This is a genomic window from Vagococcus sp. QWL-13, assembly GCF_058683555.1.
This window is the reverse complement of record NZ_CM178746.1, coordinates 2,638,800-2,656,774: the sequence shown is the minus strand read 5'-3', so window position 1 is coordinate 2,656,774 and position 17,975 is coordinate 2,638,800. Positions and strand designations below refer to the sequence as shown.

Genomic DNA, 17,975 nt, shown 5'->3' with positions numbered 1-17,975 from the left:
ATAGGGCTCTTCGTCAAATGACGTGGATGGCTAGAATTTAGTTGACTTTAAATAACAAACTTAGACAACTTTGCTTAGACAAGTGGAGTTGTCTTTTTGGTTTGTTGGTTTAAAGCTGCAAGAATGCGATGCTTGAAGTGCCAAAAGCTGCGATAGCCATAAGCAGTTCGTTTAATGACTTTGATTTTACTTCCAAAGAACCATTAGGAAAAGGATAATTGAAGGTATTTTCAATTATCCTTAGATGTTTCTTAAGTGTTTTGACTGAGGTTTTCATATAGAGGGAATTGTTTGTAGACTAAGTTTGAATCCGCTAAAATCATTCGTCTGAGCGTAATAAACCAGCTCTTGATAGGAACTCTAGCTGATAGGTTGCTTTCAAAGTAAGGTCAAGCAGGTAATCCACAATCTCTGTTTCAGGCATCGGCTTTTTGAATAAACGCTGATACGAATAATCTTAGTAATTAAGATCAGTCGTCGATTTGCAACCCCTAACATAACTTTTTATAATTACCGTTATGATGTTGATGATTTTCCATCCATAGCGACAAAAGATTATAATGATATGTTCAAAAATAGCTGTTTAGAAAATATCAACACAATGATTTGCACTTGATCGGTTTATTTTCTTTACATTTTGCACTAAGTTGATGATTGTTTTAGGGAAAAGCTAGTGAGCTTTTTTTTTATTTTTCTTGCAAAAGTGCTAAAGCATAGGCTTTGTATAAGTTTTCGGAAGAAATCTTCGTGCAGAAAAATTTTTTAAAATAATAAAAAATGAAAAAGCAACAAGAAACTTTATTTTTGTTTAATAATGTGATACTTTATGCACTAACGATAAGTGCAATTTTTTTGTATTGAACAAGTGCACTTTATGTCTTATATTAGATATACGGATGAGGAGAGAACTTTTATGAAGATACAGCTGTCTAAAAGAGAAAAAAATATTTTGTTGCATATGCTGACCATTCACGACACGGTAACTTCAGCGGAATTGGCCAAACGCTTTAATATCAGTGTCAGAACGGTAAAGTACGATTTGGACAATATCCGTTACTGGTTGAAAGACCAGCAAATCAATTTATTATCTAAACGGGGCAAAGGCGTGTGGCTGGATCTGTCAGATTCTCAGCGCTTATTGCTAAAAAATGAGTTATTAAAGTTGGACAAAGAAGAAATCTCAACCTCCCAGGAAAAAAGGATTTACCAATTAATTTTCGCCATGTTGTCTGAAGATGGTTATACGACAAGTGAAAAATTAAGCCACTATTTGCAAGTTTCTCAAAACACCGTGCTTCATGATCTCGATCGTTCGGAACAGCTTCTGGCAAAACATAATTTGTTTCTGGAGCGAAAGAGCCGCAAGGGGGTTAGAATTTTAGGGAAAGAATTGGACGTTCGTCTGTTGATGGAACATCTGATTCAAAAAGAAATTTCTGAATACGATATTTACAACATTATGAATCGTCTAGTGCAAGGCAGTGTATCACTGGAAGAAGATAGCATCTATATCGGTTTCAATGCGGAGTTTCAAAAAGTGTATTTAAAAACACTGGAACACATGGCGGGCTTGTTAAGTCAAGAGCAGATTGAAAAGTTTAATTATAGCGAAATTTTGTCGATTACGATTCGGACAACGATTGCCGTTTTCAGATTGTTAAAAAACAAAACGTTAGGCAGTTATAAACTGTTGTCAGCAAAGAAGGAAGTAGAATTACAACGGGATATCCCTTATCTTTTGGTGAAAGTGACTTTTGATGGTTACGATCTACCGGTTCTAGAGAGTGAATTTGACTTTATTTATAGTGATGTTTCTGGGGAAGATGACAGCTACAACATTCAAAGCATCACCCAGCGTTTAATCCAACATGTAGGCGAAAAAATAGATTATCCTTTTTATGAGGATGTATTGCTTTACAATAACTTATTCGCTCATCTTTCTTTGCGGCTGGCAAAAAAACATGTTTATGTAAACGAATATAATCCTTTTGTGATGGACATCAAGTCAAAACATGAAAAATTATTCAATGCCATTACAGACACCGCCAGAGAAGTCATCAAAGATGATGTGTCTATCGTCAACGATTCCTTTATTTCATATCTGGCCCTTCATTTTCTGGTATCAATTGAAAGACGCCAAGTAAAAGAAACCATAAAAGTAGTTTATGTCTGTTCTACCGGGTTAGGCGTCACAAGCTTATTACAGCAAAAAATCAGAGATGAAGTCACAGATGTAGAAGTGGTTGCGTTTGTTTCCATATTAAATCTGAGAGAAGAAGTCGAGAAAAAAAATCCTGATTTGATTATTAGCATCTTTCCCATTGAAAACGTCGATCTGCCATGGGTCAAGGTCAATCCGTTACCCTCGAAGGAAGATATAAAAACGATCCGGGAAAAAGTGGCAGAGTTAAAGCTTCACAGCACTAGAAAGCCGCTGGATTTTAACCGATTCGACAGGAAAAACGATTACGATCAACAGACAGTGGAAGAGGCAACGAAGGAAACTATCATTAAAGGCTATATGGTGTACGAGCGTCTAAAAGAAGAATTAGCTGAGAAGCTGAAAGAAGAATATATGGATTCTTTCTTGCTTCACGTGCTTTTGCTAGTACATCGTGTGGAATATAATCAGCAATATATAGATGAGCGAAGTGTGGATAAGAGTATTATACACAGAGAGGAAGCAACTGTGATGAAGATGGAACAAGTTTTTTCAGAACAGGATTTAGCTGTGAATCTTTCAGAAATTATCGCTCTCTTGCAATATACCAGAAGGGAGAAAAAAGTGTGATTATTGTAGAAAAAGCACAGGAAATTATTGATGGCAGCCAGCATAAGGAGGACCTTATCTCGCTGTTATCGCTAAGTCATCAATGGTTCAAAAAATACGGTTTAGAACAAACAGATATCCAACAAACAGTATTGGTCAATCATTTAAATGAAATGATCAAGCGTTCTGTTTCAGGAGAAAGAATTCCTGAGGTGGAGGCGGAAATGTTTTCTGAAGTTTCAGATGAAGCTCTAAACATTTCAGAAGAAATTGTCAATCAATTAGGCAACTTGTCTATGGATGAAAAATATGTTTTATCGATTCATTTTGAAACACCAAAAAATAATTAATACAAGGAGAGAAAATCATGGTAAAAGTAGTTATTGCAGATCGTATGGGTAAAGGACAAAATGTAGCAAAGGGCGTCGAAGCAGCTGGCGGAGAAGCAATTGTAGTGCCTGGCATGGGAGCAGATATGCGTTTAGGTGATGTAATGCAACAAGAAAATGCAGATTTAGGCATTTCATTTTGCGGCAGCGGCGGTGCTGGTGCGTTGACAGCAGCAACAAAATACGGCTACCCAGAGCGTCACGGTATGCGTTCGATTGAAGAGGGCGTTACAGCAATCAATGATGGAAAGATAGTTCTTGGCTTTGGTTTTATGGACCAGGAAGAATTGGGTAAACGTCTAACAGAAGCATACATCAAAAAGCATCAGTAATAAAAGGAGATAAAAGAGATGGGGAGCATTAGAGAAAAAACGAAGGTTGTAACAGTCCATGGCAAAGGCGACAATAAAAAAGCCGCCTTTGCCGCTGCTTTAGCCGACATCCAAAAACAGGTCTTAAAAAACAGTGAAGATGTTTTATTGCGAATCGAACCAGTGGATATTAATATTACTAGTGCCAAAGAAAAAAAAGAAACAGAACGTTTCATGTTTCTTTTTTTCCCCAGAGAGAAGATAACTTATGAGGTAACACTTGAAGTAACAGTCAAGATCAGCGATATTTCGTTGGAAGAGGTAATGTTCACAACGGAAATCCAAAAATCTCACGGGCTTCTTAAAAATCTCTTGAGGCAATCATAACTAAAGGAATGAGGAGACAATAAATGTTAGCGATATTATTTAAGTCAGTAATTATTGGCGCTTTATTAGGATTTTCAGCTGGCGTAGGAGCAGCAAGAATGTTTCACGTACCGAAAGCACAAGGTTTGGGAGCGTTTCGTACTCTTGGAGAGATGAATGCTTGTGAAGGGGATGCAGCGGCACACTTTTCATTTGGGCTTGGTTTCTTCTTCAACGCTTGGGCTTCAGTTGTAGGAGCAGGAGCTTTTACGCAGGATATTGAACACCGTGTGATTCCAAACTGGGCGGCGGCTGTTCTGGTGGCGAAGAATAAAGATGTAACACAAACGATCCATAATCCTAAAAAAATGGGGATTGTCGGTGCTGTCATTGGAGCACTCGTTGTACCGTTTTTGAATACAACAGCAGCAGCTATCCCAGAATCATTGCAGGTAGTGGCTCAAGTAGTTTTAGTACCAGCAGCAAACATTTTAGTTAATACAGTCATGCCGGTTCTGTTTTGGCTGGCAGCTATTGATGCAGGACGTCGTTCAGGATTTTGGGGCACTTTGTTTGGCGGTTTAGCTCAGCTCATCATGGGTAATGCAGTTCCAGGTGTTGTATTGGGGATTTTGGTGGGTAAAGGTGTTGATGAAATCGGTTGGAATAGAATTACCAAGAGTATCATGGTGGCAGTTATTCTATTATTCGTGTTCAGTGCGTTCTTCCGTGGCTTCGACTTGAATATGCTGGAAAGCTTTAAGTTGACCATACCGAAATGGTTAGAGAATTTGCATAATATATTTATAGTAGAATAGGAGAATAGGGATAATGGAAAAACAATCAATTGAAATAAAAGATAATAGTTTCTGGTTAGCTGACTGGGCATTTCCTTTTATTGTAGGTATTATGTCAGCGGCAGTTTTTGCAGGAACCCATATGTATATCGCACACGGTGTGGGAGCATTTAATGAAGTGTCGATTGTAGCAATGTTAAAAGCAGGATTAGAAGGAGACGGCTTCGGACCAGCTGCAGCTTTTGGTGCAAGTTTTCTGTTTGCACGTGTTCTTGAGGGATCATTGGTAGGTATTTTGGATATTGGCGGTTCTATTCTAACTGGTATCGGTATTGGAATTCCGGCTATTCTATATACACTGAATATCACGGCTCCGATGAATAATTTCGTGCTTGCTTTGCTGACTGGTACAGTTTTAGGAGTTATCATCGGTGGTATCATCGTTTTGATTCGTAAATTCACTATCGGTCAAACAAGTGCGACATTTGGTGCAGACATCATGATGGGTGCAGGGAATCAAACGGGACGTTTCTTAGGGCCATTGATAGTTCTGAGTGCCGGTGCAGCTTCTATTCCAATCGGGATTGGCGCGCTTATTGGTGCATTAGGTTTCTATATTTGGAAAAAACCAATCGCTGGTGGAGCTATCATCGGAGCAATGATTTTTGGGGCTTTGTTCCCAGTAGCCCTTGGCGGTTAAAAAAAGTCACGTTCATACCTGCTTTTATTAATAATTCCAATCAGACAAGCATAAACTGATTCAAAGGTAAACTAAGGGAAGTATGCAGGGATGAAATAATTTTAGCGATAAGAAAAAACTCCTTTCAATGTACTAATAGTGGATACAGTCACTATTGGTAATTGAGGGGAGTTTTTTGTATTGACTTTTGTCAAACTTGCATGAGCTTGTTACACTCGTTCACCCTGAATAATGAAAGTAAGGAGCATTCGATGATTATAACAAAAAGATGTTGAATAGAAACTCTGAGGAGTTTCACTCAATCAGGCTGACCTAACAACCACATTTTAAATTAAAATTACCGACAAAATAGAAATCCCATGAAATCACTATTTTAATAAACTGATTTCATGGGATTTTTCTTATTTTAGGACTTTTGGGTCATCTTCTTAATACTTATTAATTCAATTTGGCAAAGAGCGCGAAGGTATCATCCATTATCTTGAGGATTAGGACATGAAGTTAAAAAGGGCGGATTGATTGTTACTAGCTTATAATGTGCCCAGAACTATTTTAAATTCTCCCACTTCCAATTTTCAATTTCAGGGATATCTGTCCCGTGCTCTCTAATGTATTTATGATGATATTCTAAAATACTATCCATCTCAGATGTAAATTCTTTTGAAGAGTCACCTAAAACCTCCTCAGCAGCTAGCTTAGCCATGTGGAAACGATCCATTTTACTATATACTCTCATATCAAATGGTGTCGTAATCGCACCTTCTTCTCGATAACCATGAATATGTAAATTTCTGTTTTCGCGCTTGAAAAAAATATCTCTGATTAAGCCCTCATAGCCATGGAAAGCAAAGAAAATGGGTTTGTTTTTTGTGAATATCTCATTAAATTCTTTATCTGAAATGCCTCTTGGATCCACACTTGGGTGACGTAATTTCAACAAATCTACAACGTTAACAAAGCGAATTTTTAAATTAGGGAAAGCCTTGTTTAGGATAGAAATCGTTGCTAATGATTCCAAATTAGGTTCTGTTCCAGAAGCCGCAAAGACAATATCGGGTTCTTCTTCTTTAGAAACATTTGAGGCCCAATCAATAATTTTAAAACCTTTGTCAACTAATTCTTCGGCCTCATCTTTAGAATAGAATTGTGGTCTTAAGTGTTTTGAGGCAACTACTAAGTTAATCATATTTTCTGATTTGAAGACCTTATTCATGACGGCCTGTAAAGTATTCGTATCGGCAGGCAAGTACTCTCTAATAAACTCAGGTGATTTTTCAGCCAAGTGTGTTAGAATACCTGGATCTTGATGGGTATATCCATTGTGATCTTGTTGAAAAACAGTAGATGTTGCAATAATATTTAATGAATTGATAGGCTTTCTCCATGAAATAGCCTTGGATTTTTTTAACCACTTAAAGTGTTGGGTCAGCATGGAATCAGTAACTCTAACGAAGGATTCATAGCTTGTGTATAGTCCGTAACGTCCAGTTAAAACATAACCTTCCAGCAAACCTTGGGCTTGATGTTCGGACAACTGACTATCGATTACACGTCCAGCAGGTGAAAGAAATTCATCGAACTCTGAATTGATAGGTTCTAACCATTGTCTAGTCGTAGATTCAAATATTTTTTGTAAGCGGTTTGAAGCAGTCTCGTCTGGACCGAAAACTCTAAAATTATCAGGATTTTTTCTAACAATTTCCGCCGCATAATTTCCAAATTCTATCATATCTTGTGCTTCAATCTCACCTGGCGTATCAAAATCAATTGCGAACTTTTTCCAGTCAGGCACATTTAGTTCGCTAACATTGGGATTTCCGTTGGTTACGGGGTTTAGCGCCATTAGCTTATTATGAGAGGGAGCAATATCCTGAATTTCTTGTACTAATCTTCCTTCAGGAGTGAAGAGTTCCTCAGGTCGATAAGATTTTAACCATTCTTCTAAGACTTTAGAATCATCCATAGCATATTGAGTGACTGGGATTGGAATCTGATGAGATCTAAAGCTTCCTTCAATTTTCTTACCATCAAACTCTTTGGGACCAGTCCATCCTTTAGGTGTACGCAGTAAAATGACAGGCCAATGTCCCATTGTTGCCTCTTCAGCTGTTTTGTTACGTGCTTCTTTCTGGATAGATTTAATTTTCTCAATAGCATAATCAAATTTTTCAGCAGCTAATTCATGCATTTTTTTTGGATCATCGCCTTCAATAAAGACGGCTTCCCAACCCATTCCAGAATAGTAGCTACGTAATTCTTCATCGGTTTTTCTAGCTAAAATTGTTGGATTTGAAATTTTAGCTCCATTGAGATGAACGACAGGCAATACTGCCCCATCATTGACAGGATTGATAAACACATTTGCGAACCAGCTTGTAGCTAACGGACCGGTTTCGGATTCTCCATCCCCAATAAACGGTACTGTAATTAAATTAGGATTATCCAATATTGCACCAGCTGCATGGGATAACGAATACCCTAATTCTCCTCCTTCGTGGATGGAACCTGGTGTTTCAGGGGCAGCATGCGAGCCGACGCCGCCAGGAAATGAAAATTGATGGAAAAATTTAGTCAAGCCCTCAATATCTTGAGTAATTTCTGGATAAAGTTCAGTGTAAGAGCCATCCAAATAGGAATTTGTATTCATAACAGGACCGGCATGTCCTGGACCAACTATAAAAAACATATTTAAATCATATTTATTAATCAGTCTGTTCAGGTGGGCATAAACAAAATTACCCCCAGGGATTGTCCCCCAATGGCCTACAGGTCTTCTTTTTACATGTTCAGCTGTAAGGGGTTCTCTTAACAAAGGATTTCCCTTCATGAAAGTTTGTCCTACCGAAATGTAATTAGCCGCTCTCCACCAAGCGTCAACTTTTTCTAGGTATTCTTTTGAATCATAGTCAATAGTCATAAAATATCTCCTTCTGTCCTTGATGTTTGTATAGTATCATTATCAGAATCTAATATCAAGCATTTTTTTACTATTGTAAAGTATATTTCCAATAGTAAAATTTGTAAAGAGGGATTATAGAATAGATTTTTTTCTTAGCGATAAAAAAAACAACCCATAGTTTGGGTTGCAGAATGTACTACTCAACTTCAGATTCAGATGATGTCTCACTATCAATAAAATCAATACATAAAGAAGCTAGTTCATGGTCAATAATTAGATGATTAATTAAATTGCTGTTGTTTAAAGTTGCTAACAAGGCTTCCTGTTTTTCATTTCCGGCTGCAATGAGAGCAACATTTTTAATGTTTTTAAGATCTGACAGCTCAAGTCCAATCATCCTATCTGAAATTTGAGTTTGAATCTGGTTAAAGGAACTATCAAAAAATGATGTCAAAATATCTCCAACAACATATTGCTCTTCAAGCATCTTCAATTCGTCTTCGGATAAATAACCTAAATTTTTATAGTTTGAATTTTCAAAAGGATTCCCCATACCGAATAAAGCTAAATCAATGGTCTTTCCTTTATTTAATACACGTGCGACCAGATCATTACTACAAAATAGTTCTTTTGTTTCTTTTGTATCTGCAACTGCAGGTGCATAAAGCTGTTCTGCATGGGCATTTAATTTTTTGGCTAATTCAGATGCCAAGTGATTAGAGTGTATCTTATTATTTGAAGAACCAACTCCGCCGATTAAAGGGATAATTTCTAGCTCTGGAAACTGTAAAAATTTTACCGAATTAACTGCTTCTGAAATTGTTGTTCCCCATCCAATCCCCATACTCTTAATTTCTGGGAGGATAGATTCAAGAAAATCTGCAGCTAATTTACCGACTTCTTTTTTTCCATTTCCAGCTGAAACCAATAATGTTTCCAAATTAAAATAATTTCTAATTTTTTCTTGCATATCATACAAATGTTTATTAGGATGATTAATGTTAATTTCAACAATTTTTTTTTCTAAGGCTTCGTTAAGCAATGTTGCAATAGTTGGTCTGGAAATTCCGAGTTTCTGTGAAATATACGTTTGAGTACGACCTTCTTGATAGTACATGATAGCAATCTTTACTAATAAGTCTTCTCGATTATACAAATTTGAACCTCCCCAAAAGTGTTTATTTACTTATTTATTTTATCACATAAAAAAATTTTTTCAACATTTTTTTACAAATGTAAATAGTGTTTATAAAAGTAAAAAAAGTCTTGATAATCATTTTGAAGTATGTTAATTTATAAATAATCAAATGAAAGGGAGCAATTAAAATGACACAAGGCAAAATTAGGACAGTATTAGGCGACATTGATGCAAAAGAATTAGGGTTCACAATGGCTCATGAACACATCTTGACAAATCCTCAAGGTGGGGGAGAAAAAGATGAACCGGATCACGTTTTAGATAGCTTACCAAAAGCAATTCAAATGTTAAATGAATATAAAGAAATTGGTGGGCAAGCAATTATTGAAGCAACACCAGAATCTTGGGGAAGAAATGTTCCCGGTATGTATGTTGCATCAAAAGAAACAGGCGTCCATGTAGTTGCATGTACTGGTTATATGAACCAAGATAGCGGCATGACTGCTAAGGAAGATCTTTTGACAATCGATGACATCGCAGAAATGATGTATAACGATGTAACAAAAGGAATGGACGGAACCAGCATCAAAGCAGGTTGGGTAAAATGTGGGGCTTCATACATGCATATTACTCCTAATGAAGAAAAAGTAATGAGAGCAGGTGCCCGCGTAGCAACTGAAACAGGGACTGTATTCCATTCACATACAAGTACAGGGACAATGGGAATTGAAATTTTAGAGATTCTAGAAGAAGAAAACTTTGATTTGAGTCGTATGATTTTGGCACATGTAGATAGATTCCCAGATTTATGGTACCACCGCCGTCTACTAGAAAAAGGTGCAAATCTAATTTTTGACGGACCTCATAAAGCTAAATATTATCCAGATCAAATGCGTGTTGATTTATTAAAACAATTGATTGCGGACGGGTTTGAGGACCAAATCATGCTTTCAAATGATATGGGAAGAAGATCTCACCATACAGTCTATGGCGGCGGACCTGGATTTAATTGGATCAAACAACGCTTCATTCCACGTTTGCTGGACGAAGGAATCAGCCAAGATGTTATCGATAAATTTATGATTCACAATCCGGCACGTTTGTATCAAATGATTAAATAGGAGCGGCTGAAATGGTGAAACCTTGTTTACAATTAGCTTTAGATTTAACAGACTTTAGCAAAGCTTTGGAAATTTCAGAACAAACAAAAAATATCGTTGACATCATTGAAGTTGGAACAATCTTGGTAATTGATTCTGGGCTTGAAAGTGTTAGAAAAATCAGAGCATTGGCTCCTGAGACACAATTGTTGGCAGATATTCGGATTATCAAAGCAGGTGGTAAGCTTGCAAGCATGACTTATGGTGCGGGTGCAGATTTTGTAACGATTATCAGCGATGCTTCAAAAGAAACTTTTGAAGCAGTCGTTGCAGAAAAGAAAAAGAATCCTAATAGAAATATTATGATTGAAGTCAACACATCTTATGATGAGAAACAGCTTAACTATTGGTTGGAATTGGGATTAGAACATATTATTTTTCATCGTGGCAGTGAAATCACAGACTCTCACGATAGTTGGACAGATTCACATTTTCGTGAAATCAGGAGACTGACTGATTTAGGTTTTAAAGTTTATGTTACTGGCGGCATAGGCTTGACTGAGATTGAACGTTTCCATAATGTTCCAGTTTATGGCTTTATCATTGGAAGAGCTATTTCACATGCTGATAACCCCGGAAAAGAAGCTAAAAAATATCAAGATGAAATAGCTAAATGGTTTGGAGACTAAATATGGCGAAATATGGTATCTATGAAAAAGCATTGTTGTTTGACAATTTAGAGAAATCGTTATCGTTTGCTAAAAATGCTGGTTATGATTACTGGGAAATATCCATAGACAATGAAAAAAAAGGTAGATTAAATTGGACGAAACAAGAGATCCAATTTTTGCTGGATGTGTGTGAAAAAACATCAATGCCGATTTTTAATATGGTTTTAAGCATTCATAGAGACTACCCGTTAGGAAGCCGTAATGAAGCGATTAGAAAAAAAGGGATAGATTACTTAAAGAAAGCAATCATTTTTGCAGATAGGATGAATATCCGGACAATACAACTGGCTGGCTATTATAGTTCAATGGATAATACAGAGGATGGTTCTCTTGAACTGTTTATTAAAACTTTGCAAGAGTGTGTTACTTTAGCTTCAGAAAGAGGCATACTGCTAGGCATTGAAAATATGGATCGGAATTTGATTAATGTTAAGGACATTTTATTTGTTATAGGGAAAGTAAATAATCCATATTTAAAGATGTTTCTAGATGTAGGGAATTTTGCGGCTAATGATTTAAATGTAGTAAAACAGCTAGAAGTGGGATTACCTCATCTTATAGGCTTACATTTAAAAGAAGCGAAAATAGGGGAATATAGAAGGATTCCATTTGGACAAGGAATCGTTGATTTCAAAACAATTTTTAAACATCTTGATGAAAATGGGTACGATGGTTACTTTGGGGTAGAAATGTGGAATGATGATTCTGCGGACAGTTTAAAGATTGTTGAAGGTGCATTAGAGTGGTTAAAATCAAATAAATAAAAATCAAAACACTTGTGTTTTTGGTTAGCTCGAAAACACAAGTGTTTTTTAATGAGGTGAGAAAAGTGTTATTGCAAAAGTTAAGAGAAGAAGTTTGTCAAGCCAATAAAGAATTGCAAAACAATAATTTAGTTTTATGGACTAGCGGCAATGTAAGCGCTCGCGATGCGGAGACAGGATATGTGGTAATTAAACCAAGTGGTGTTTTATTCGATGACTTAACACCGGAAAGTATCGTTGTGGTTGATTTAGATGGCAATATTATTGACGGAGATTTAAAACCTTCTGTTGATACAGCCTCCCATCTTTACGTTTATAAACACAGAAAAGATATCAATGGCATGGTTCATACTCATTCTCCCTATGCCACCAGTTTTGCAATCACGGGAGAGCCGTTAGAAATTTATACAACAACTTCTGCGGCAGTTTTTGGAGCTACTATTCCTGTATCTGATTTTGCTACTATAGGAGAAGAAGAGATAGGAAAAGAAATAGTTGAAAAGATTGGTGATTCTACCGCAATTTTAATTAGAAATCATGGTGTCTTTACGATTGGTGAAGATTATAAAAAAGCTTTAAAATATTCTATAGTACTAGAAGAAACTGCTCAGTCAGTACATTATGCGATGTGTAGAAAAGAAATAGCACCGTTGAGCGAAAGAACTGTTAAAAGAGGTTATGAAGTTTATAATGCAACTTATGGTCAATAAATTTAAAAGCGTGCCAAAATATCAAATTTTTTATAGAAGAGAGGTAAAAAATGTTTAAAAAGCTTTTGACAAAGGACAGCATACTTGTTAAAGAAAAAGTTACTTCATGGGAAGCTGCTGTCAATGAATCGGTAGGAATTTTAGAGAATAAAGGTGTTGTTCCTGCGGACTATAAGAGTAAAATTATTGAAAATATTAAAGAAATTGGACCTTATATTTTTATTGCACCGGAAATAGCATTGCCCCATACGCAATATTTTGAAAAAACAGAGGTGGGGATTTCTTTGTTGAAGCTATCTGAGGAAGTTGTATTTGATGAAGATAGAAAAGCGCGTCTATTTTTTGCTTTTTCTGCCAAAGATGGGGATTCCCATATTTCGATGATTCAAGCACTGGCAACCTTTTTGTCGGATGAAAAAAATGTAAATGAAATTTTAAAGATGGATTCACCAGAGGATATCTTTGAATACATTCAAATTAATGGTTAGGAGCAAAAGAACACTATGGATAAGTTTTTAGATATTTTTATCAATCAAATATTAGGTCAAGCTCCCTTTCTGATGGGAATTATTGTTTTCATTGGTTACATTGCTCTAAAAAGAGGTGTTACAGATGCAATAACCGGTTTCATAAAAGCTTCTGTCGGCTTCATGATTTTGCAAGCAGGTACGGGAGGGTTAGTTAGTACTTTTGCCCCAATTTTAAAGGCATTGCAAGACCGCTTTAATATTGACGGAGCTGTTATGGATTCTTATGTGCCGCTTTCTTCAGCAACTGAAGCTCTCGGGAAGAATGTTGCATATGTAGGTTACACGCTATTGATCGGCTTTGCCGTCAATATTGTTTTAGTTGCTTTTTCTAAGTATACCAAAATTAGGTCATTGCAAGTGACAGGTCATGTTATGTTTGTTCAGAGCGCTATTTTGTTATGGATGGTATATCATAACCTAGGTGCATCTGATTGGTTGAATGTTTTAATTGCTGGAGTTTTAATCGGTGTATATTGGTCAGTATTTTCAAATCTTACATTGGATATTACTAATGAGGTCACAGGTGGGGCTGAGTTTGCTATCGGGCATCAACAGATGTTAGGACTATGGTTAGCAAGTAAAATAGCACCTAAAATAAGTGGGGAAAATGATAAGTCTATTGAAGAATTAAAATTTCCAAAGTGGCTGGAAATGTTTAATGATAATATCGTGGCCACTACTATTCTAATGAGTCTTTTCTTTGGCGGAATCATGGGAGTTATTGGTTCAAGTTATTTTGAAACAGAGTTATTTTTCCCTATCTATATTTATTTAACCACTGCTAAATTCGCTGTTTATCTGTCGATTATTTTAAGTGGTGTCAGAATGTTTGTAGCTGAATTAGTAGAATCTTTTCAAGGTATTTCACAAAAAATATTGAAAGGATCTGTTCCTGCAGTAGACATTGCAACTATCTATGGTTTTGGTCATCCAAATGCCACTTTATTAGGCTTCATGGCAGGGGCGCTAGGTCAATTGATTGGAGTCATTGGTTTGCTAATAACCGGTTCCCCAGTCTTTTTAATCCCAGGATTTATTCCAATGTTTTTTGACAATGCAGGTATCGGTGTTTATGCCAATCATTATGGTGGCGTTAGAGCGACAATGGTGTTACCATTTATTTCAGGTATTTTACAAGTATCACTTGGAGCTGTTGCTTATATCTTATCTGGTCTATCTGGTGGTGTAATGGCCAACTTTGACTGGGTAACAGTTATCCCTGGATACATGATCGTAATGAAGTATGGCGGGATAATAGGAACCGTAGTGTTGATTTTACTTTTACTATTAATTCCGCAAATTCAAGATCGTAACAGACAAAAAAATATTTAGGAGGGCTTTAACATGTTAAAAGTAATCGCAGCATGCGGCAATGGTATGGGATCTAGCTTAATGGTAAAAATGAAGATTGAAGAAGTTTTCAGGGAATTGAATATACCAGCTAAAGTTGATCATATGAGTGTGGGAGATGCAAAAAACCAAGGCGGGAACGCTGATATTATATTTGTCTCAACAGCACTAGAACATAATTTTGGAAATGCCCAAAACCGTGCTACAATTATTGGCTTGAAAAATTTGCTGTCAAAAGATGAGATTCTAGAAAAATTAAAAGCAAGTAAAGTCTTAGATTAATATGTTAAATTTATTCATAGTTCGGCACGGTGAAACTCTTCTCAATAGACTGGGTAAAAATCAGGGATGGATTGATTCTGATTTGACTCAGGAGGGAATAAATGAGCTAGAAAAAATTTATCGTGATTGTAATCTAGGAGTAGTTGATGCTGTGATATGCAGTGATCTGGGAAGAGCCAAACAAACTGCGGAAATTATTTTAAAATATTGTCAGGTAGATAAAAAAGATGTTTTTTATACTAAGTTGCTGAGAGAAAGATTTCTAGGAACGTTCGAAGGGGACAATCTTCAGAAAACCAGAAAAAAAATTGTGAATTTTGAAGGATTTGATAATTACGAAGAGTTCTTATCAAATCGTTCTCTCTCAGATTTTATAGATGCAACAAAAAAGTATGACATAAATGGATTAGCAGAAAACTATGAAGAGTTTTCTGCAAGAATTAAAGATGCTTTGAATATGATAAAAGACCGTGTATCTGCCAATGATTGGAGAAATGTATTGATAGTATCACATGCTAATACTATTTTGTGTATGCTGGACACCTTACTGGATCATGAAAACTTTTCAGTTGAAAAAATTCAAATGAGAAATGGTCAGATGTTCCATCTGCAAAATGATGACAATTGTTGGAAGTTTGCAGAGTTGTCTTAATAAAGCATGACTTTTATTGGTTGAATTGATTGTGGAGACAAGATTCAATATAAATATGCTTGAAGAAATTGAATGCAAAGGTTTCAAATATCTGGAAATGTAAAAATAATTTGTTTGTTTTTTAGACTAGGTTCTTTAGGAAGGTTAGATTATAAAAAATCGCACTTGTTTGTGGTGTACAGAGATGTACCACAAATGATGCGATTTTTTTAAGTCGTTCGTTACAAAAAAATCAAAAACACTGATATAAAAAATTTTCAGCATCCTAGATGTATCTCTTCTGGTTTTGATTTTTTTTAATGAATAACCTTACTAAATTAACATCTTCTAATTTAATTCTTGCCAGACTAACTCGAAAAATAATTTTTTCGATTTTTTTTACGTTTTCCCAATTTCATTCATCCTCCAAAACAATCCCCAATGCCAAGGTGATGAGAATGGCTTGTTCTTGGTTGACAATCAATCCGCCGATTTTCTCCTGACTAAAGGCGATTTTTTCAAAGTTGCAAGAAGCAAGGTTGAGACCCTTTAAAGCCGTATGGAACCAGTTAGTATTGTCTATCAAGCATCTTTCCAAAGTTAAATGTTTCCAATCCAATTCAGAAAATTCGCTCTCTTTAATGGAACAATCCAGGAAAGAAACGATTTTAAATTTAGAATAGTTGAAAGAAGAAAAATCTAACAGGCAATCTTCAAACGTACAGTCTTGAAAATAACTTTCAGCGAAATTAACTCCGGTGAGTTTAGTGTTCTTAAAATGGACTTGGTGAAAAGAGCCGTAGAGAAATTCCGTATTGGAAAAGTCGCAGTGGTCACAAACAACATTTTTCATTTCAAAGTGATGCAAAGCACTATTAGTGAGGGAAACTTTGCTCAACTTTGAATTTTTTAAAATCACATGGGCAGTATCATTATCGTTGCAGAGCTGATTTTCGATTAGTAGGTGTTCATAAAGTTCCCCTTCTTCTATATAAAAGGAAGATTCAGCTATCAAGTTTATAGGCAGTTTCGGTAACACAGGTTTTTTCATTGCTATTTCTCCTAAGTTTTTTACATCTCTTACTAGTATAGCAGAGGAGTTGTAAAAAAACGTATCTATCTGAGACAGTTGTTTTTCAGAGCAACTTTATTTTAGATGGAAAGATTGTACCAAGAAAAGACCTGAAATTTTCTCTAGGTAATTCAGATGAAGTTAACCGATTTGACTATGCTTGCTCTAATAGAAAATAGCAGTCTCTGCCCCGTGTTTTCCTGCAACATATCCTGTCACAAATGCAGCAGTGATATTATATCCTCCTGTGTAGCCGTTGACATCAAGCAATTCTCCTGCAAAGAAAAGACCGTCGATTAGTTTACTTTTCAAAGTGCGGGGGTCAATTTCTTTCAAATGAACGCCTCCTCCGGTCACAAAGGATTTTTCTATGGGATAGGTGCCCACAGCAGTCATTTCGAAAGCTTTGATTTGATTAATAAAATCTTCCATTTGTTTCTGTTCCATCTGCTTAATGGGCATGGTTAGCTCAATGCCAGCTTGCTGTAATAAAAAGGTCAGATAACGATCAGGAAGCAGTCCTTTCAATGCATTTTTAATTGATTTATTACCAGACAGCTCTTGCGTGCGGCTTAAAAGTGTTTCAAGTTCCCCAGCAGATGTTTGGGGCATCCCGTCTAATCTAAGTGTGACTTGTTTATTTTTTTCAAGTTCCCGATTGACGAACATGCTGCATCGCAAGGCTGCGGGGCCGGAGATACCGAAATGAGTGAACAAAACATCCATTTGATGGCTGACCACAGTCTTATTGGCAGAATTTATTACTGACAAACAGATGTTTTGAAGAGACAGACCTTGTAGTTGTTTGTTTTTAACAAAAGAATCTTTCAGCTTAATCGGGGACTCAGTGGCAAATAAGGGAGTAATCTTGTGACCAACACTTTTAGCCAAAGTGTAACCAATACCAGTTGACCCAGTGTATGGATAGGACTTTCCTCCTGTTGCGATGATAGTGCACGGTGCAATAAATTCTTTCCCGTTTTCTAATCGGACGCCCAAAACCTTGTGTTCATTTTTCAACAACTTTTTGACAGGACTATTAGTCAGAAGTTTGACATTCAAGACTTCAAGTTCCCGTTGCAAAGCTTCAACAATTGTTTTTGAACGATTGCTGACGGGAAACATCCGTCCGTGATCCTCCTCTTTTAATGGAATCTGACGCTCTTCAAAAAAACGAATAATGTCAAAATTATCGAATTGAGAAAAAGCACTGTATAAAAATTTTCCATTGCCCGGAATATAACGGATAATTTCATCTGATGAACGGTTGTTTGTGACATTACATCGGCCACCGCCTGTCAGCAATAATTTTTTTCCTAACCGGTTATTTTTTTCCACCAGCAAAACTTCAGCGCCATGAGCGGCAGCAGAGATGGCTGCCATCATACCGCTGGTTCCTGCACCCACAACAATCACATCTATTGACATTTGACAA

At 36.4% G+C, this 17,975-nt stretch carries 19 protein-coding genes; 14 read left to right on the top strand and 5 right to left on the bottom strand.

Features of this window, described 5'->3' with window-relative positions:
• Window positions 1–74: 74 nt before the first annotated feature.
• Complete coding sequence (locus tag AC4PHI_RS12520; protein WP_492201601.1) at window positions 75–185, bottom strand: hypothetical protein; 111 nt, start codon at window positions 183–185, stop codon at window positions 75–77.
• Window positions 186–913: 728 nt separating this feature from the next.
• Between AC4PHI_RS12520 and AC4PHI_RS12515 the strand changes: the two genes are divergently transcribed.
• The 6 genes from AC4PHI_RS12515 to AC4PHI_RS12490 are packed head-to-tail and all read left to right on the top strand — an operon-like array spanning window position 914 to window position 5,333.
• Complete coding sequence (locus tag AC4PHI_RS12515; protein WP_492200162.1) at window positions 914–2,791, top strand: BglG family transcription antiterminator; 1,878 nt, start codon at window positions 914–916, stop codon at window positions 2,789–2,791.
• Window positions 2,788–3,120 (top strand): PRD domain-containing protein, encoded by a 333-nt coding sequence (locus AC4PHI_RS12510; protein ID WP_492200161.1) that lies wholly within the window; start codon window positions 2,788–2,790, stop codon window positions 3,118–3,120. The genes AC4PHI_RS12515 and AC4PHI_RS12510 overlap by 4 nt, the downstream gene beginning before the upstream one ends.
• A 17-nt stretch (window positions 3,121–3,137) precedes the next feature.
• Complete coding sequence (locus AC4PHI_RS12505) at window positions 3,138–3,491, top strand: glycine-rich SFCGS family protein (RefSeq protein ID WP_492200160.1); 354 nt, start codon at window positions 3,138–3,140, stop codon at window positions 3,489–3,491.
• A gap of 18 nt (window positions 3,492–3,509) precedes the next feature.
• Window positions 3,510–3,857 carry a DUF4312 family protein gene (locus AC4PHI_RS12500; RefSeq protein WP_492200159.1) on the top strand — a complete coding sequence of 116 codons (348 nt, stop codon included), beginning with the start codon at window positions 3,510–3,512 and terminating at the stop codon, window positions 3,855–3,857.
• A gap of 23 nt (window positions 3,858–3,880) precedes the next feature.
• Window positions 3,881–4,654: a DUF4311 domain-containing protein gene (locus AC4PHI_RS12495; RefSeq protein WP_492200158.1), complete on the top strand. Its 774-nt coding sequence runs from the start codon at window positions 3,881–3,883 to the stop codon at window positions 4,652–4,654.
• 13 nt (window positions 4,655–4,667) lie between these two features.
• Window positions 4,668–5,333 carry a DUF4310 family protein gene (locus tag AC4PHI_RS12490; protein ID WP_492200157.1) on the top strand — a complete coding sequence of 222 codons (666 nt, stop codon included), beginning with the start codon at window positions 4,668–4,670 and terminating at the stop codon, window positions 5,331–5,333.
• A 547-nt stretch (window positions 5,334–5,880) separates the two neighbouring features.
• On the opposite strand, the gene AC4PHI_RS12485 is transcribed toward AC4PHI_RS12490, so the two are convergent.
• Window positions 5,881–8,250: a phosphoketolase family protein gene (locus tag AC4PHI_RS12485; RefSeq protein ID WP_492200156.1), complete on the bottom strand. Its 2,370-nt coding sequence runs from the start codon at window positions 8,248–8,250 to the stop codon at window positions 5,881–5,883.
• Between the two features lie 178 nt (window positions 8,251–8,428).
• Window positions 8,429–9,388 (bottom strand): sugar-binding transcriptional regulator, encoded by a 960-nt coding sequence (locus AC4PHI_RS12480; RefSeq protein ID WP_492200155.1) that lies wholly within the window; start codon window positions 9,386–9,388, stop codon window positions 8,429–8,431.
• A 170-nt stretch (window positions 9,389–9,558) separates the two neighbouring features.
• Between AC4PHI_RS12480 and AC4PHI_RS12475 the strand changes: the two genes are divergently transcribed.
• From AC4PHI_RS12475 to AC4PHI_RS12440, 8 genes are all read left to right on the top strand, one after another.
• The gene (locus AC4PHI_RS12475) at window positions 9,559–10,491 is read left to right on the top strand and encodes a phosphotriesterase family protein (RefSeq protein ID WP_492200154.1); all 933 of its coding nucleotides are present in this window, start codon (window positions 9,559–9,561) and stop codon (window positions 10,489–10,491) included.
• An 11-nt stretch (window positions 10,492–10,502) separates the two neighbouring features.
• Window positions 10,503–11,159 carry an orotidine 5'-phosphate decarboxylase / HUMPS family protein gene (locus tag AC4PHI_RS12470; protein ID WP_492200153.1) on the top strand — a complete coding sequence of 219 codons (657 nt, stop codon included), beginning with the start codon at window positions 10,503–10,505 and terminating at the stop codon, window positions 11,157–11,159.
• A 2-nt stretch (window positions 11,160–11,161) separates the two neighbouring features.
• A complete protein-coding gene (locus AC4PHI_RS12465; protein ID WP_492200152.1) occupies window positions 11,162–11,965 on the top strand; it encodes an L-ribulose-5-phosphate 3-epimerase in 804 nt (267 codons plus the stop codon).
• 65 nt (window positions 11,966–12,030) lie between these two features.
• Window positions 12,031–12,675 (top strand): L-ribulose-5-phosphate 4-epimerase, encoded by a 645-nt coding sequence (locus AC4PHI_RS12460; protein WP_492200151.1) that lies wholly within the window; start codon window positions 12,031–12,033, stop codon window positions 12,673–12,675.
• Window positions 12,676–12,725: 50 nt separating this feature from the next.
• Window positions 12,726–13,163: a PTS sugar transporter subunit IIA gene (locus AC4PHI_RS12455; protein WP_492200150.1), complete on the top strand. Its 438-nt coding sequence runs from the start codon at window positions 12,726–12,728 to the stop codon at window positions 13,161–13,163.
• Window positions 13,164–13,178: 15 nt separating this feature from the next.
• Window positions 13,179–14,537, top strand: a complete 1,359-nt coding sequence (locus AC4PHI_RS12450; RefSeq protein WP_492200149.1) for a PTS ascorbate transporter subunit IIC — start codon at window positions 13,179–13,181, stop codon at window positions 14,535–14,537.
• Window positions 14,538–14,549: 12 nt separating this feature from the next.
• The gene (locus tag AC4PHI_RS12445; RefSeq protein WP_492200148.1) at window positions 14,550–14,837 is read left to right on the top strand and encodes a PTS sugar transporter subunit IIB; all 288 of its coding nucleotides are present in this window, start codon (window positions 14,550–14,552) and stop codon (window positions 14,835–14,837) included.
• 1 nt (window position 14,838) lies between these two features.
• On the top strand, window positions 14,839–15,489 hold the full coding sequence (locus AC4PHI_RS12440; protein WP_492200147.1) for a histidine phosphatase family protein: 651 nt from the start codon (window positions 14,839–14,841) through the stop codon (window positions 15,487–15,489).
• Between the two features lie 394 nt (window positions 15,490–15,883).
• Here the strand turns inward: AC4PHI_RS12440 and AC4PHI_RS12435 are convergent, their stop codons facing one another.
• Entirely contained in the window at window positions 15,884–16,519 is a 636-nt protein-coding gene (locus AC4PHI_RS12435; protein ID WP_492200146.1) for a pentapeptide repeat-containing protein, read from the bottom strand.
• 186 nt (window positions 16,520–16,705) lie between these two features.
• Window positions 16,706–17,968: a BaiN/RdsA family NAD(P)/FAD-dependent oxidoreductase gene (locus AC4PHI_RS12430; RefSeq protein WP_492200145.1), complete on the bottom strand. Its 1,263-nt coding sequence runs from the start codon at window positions 17,966–17,968 to the stop codon at window positions 16,706–16,708.
• Between the last annotated feature and the right edge of the window lie 7 nt (window positions 17,969–17,975).

Coding starts and splice junctions, on each gene's coding strand:
- AC4PHI_RS12475 (WP_492200154.1), top strand. CDS start 9,559: ATGACACAAGGCAAAATTAGGACAGTATTAGGCGACATTGATGCAAAA.
- AC4PHI_RS12505 (WP_492200160.1), top strand. CDS start 3,138: ATGGTAAAAGTAGTTATTGCAGATCGTATGGGTAAAGGACAAAATGTA.
- AC4PHI_RS12495 (WP_492200158.1), top strand. CDS start 3,881: ATGTTAGCGATATTATTTAAGTCAGTAATTATTGGCGCTTTATTAGGA.
- AC4PHI_RS12440 (WP_492200147.1), top strand. CDS start 14,839: ATGTTAAATTTATTCATAGTTCGGCACGGTGAAACTCTTCTCAATAGA.
- AC4PHI_RS12470 (WP_492200153.1), top strand. CDS start 10,503: ATGGTGAAACCTTGTTTACAATTAGCTTTAGATTTAACAGACTTTAGC.
- AC4PHI_RS12435 (WP_492200146.1), bottom strand. CDS start 16,519: ATGAAAAAACCTGTGTTACCGAAACTGCCTATAAACTTGATAGCTGAA.
- AC4PHI_RS12500 (WP_492200159.1), top strand. CDS start 3,510: ATGGGGAGCATTAGAGAAAAAACGAAGGTTGTAACAGTCCATGGCAAA.
- AC4PHI_RS12490 (WP_492200157.1), top strand. CDS start 4,668: ATGGAAAAACAATCAATTGAAATAAAAGATAATAGTTTCTGGTTAGCT.
- AC4PHI_RS12455 (WP_492200150.1), top strand. CDS start 12,726: ATGTTTAAAAAGCTTTTGACAAAGGACAGCATACTTGTTAAAGAAAAA.
- AC4PHI_RS12450 (WP_492200149.1), top strand. CDS start 13,179: ATGGATAAGTTTTTAGATATTTTTATCAATCAAATATTAGGTCAAGCT.
- AC4PHI_RS12465 (WP_492200152.1), top strand. CDS start 11,162: ATGGCGAAATATGGTATCTATGAAAAAGCATTGTTGTTTGACAATTTA.
- AC4PHI_RS12515 (WP_492200162.1), top strand. CDS start 914: ATGAAGATACAGCTGTCTAAAAGAGAAAAAAATATTTTGTTGCATATG.
- AC4PHI_RS12485 (WP_492200156.1), bottom strand. CDS start 8,250: ATGACTATTGACTATGATTCAAAAGAATACCTAGAAAAAGTTGACGCT.
- AC4PHI_RS12430 (WP_492200145.1), bottom strand. CDS start 17,968: ATGTCAATAGATGTGATTGTTGTGGGTGCAGGAACCAGCGGTATGATG.
- AC4PHI_RS12445 (WP_492200148.1), top strand. CDS start 14,550: ATGTTAAAAGTAATCGCAGCATGCGGCAATGGTATGGGATCTAGCTTA.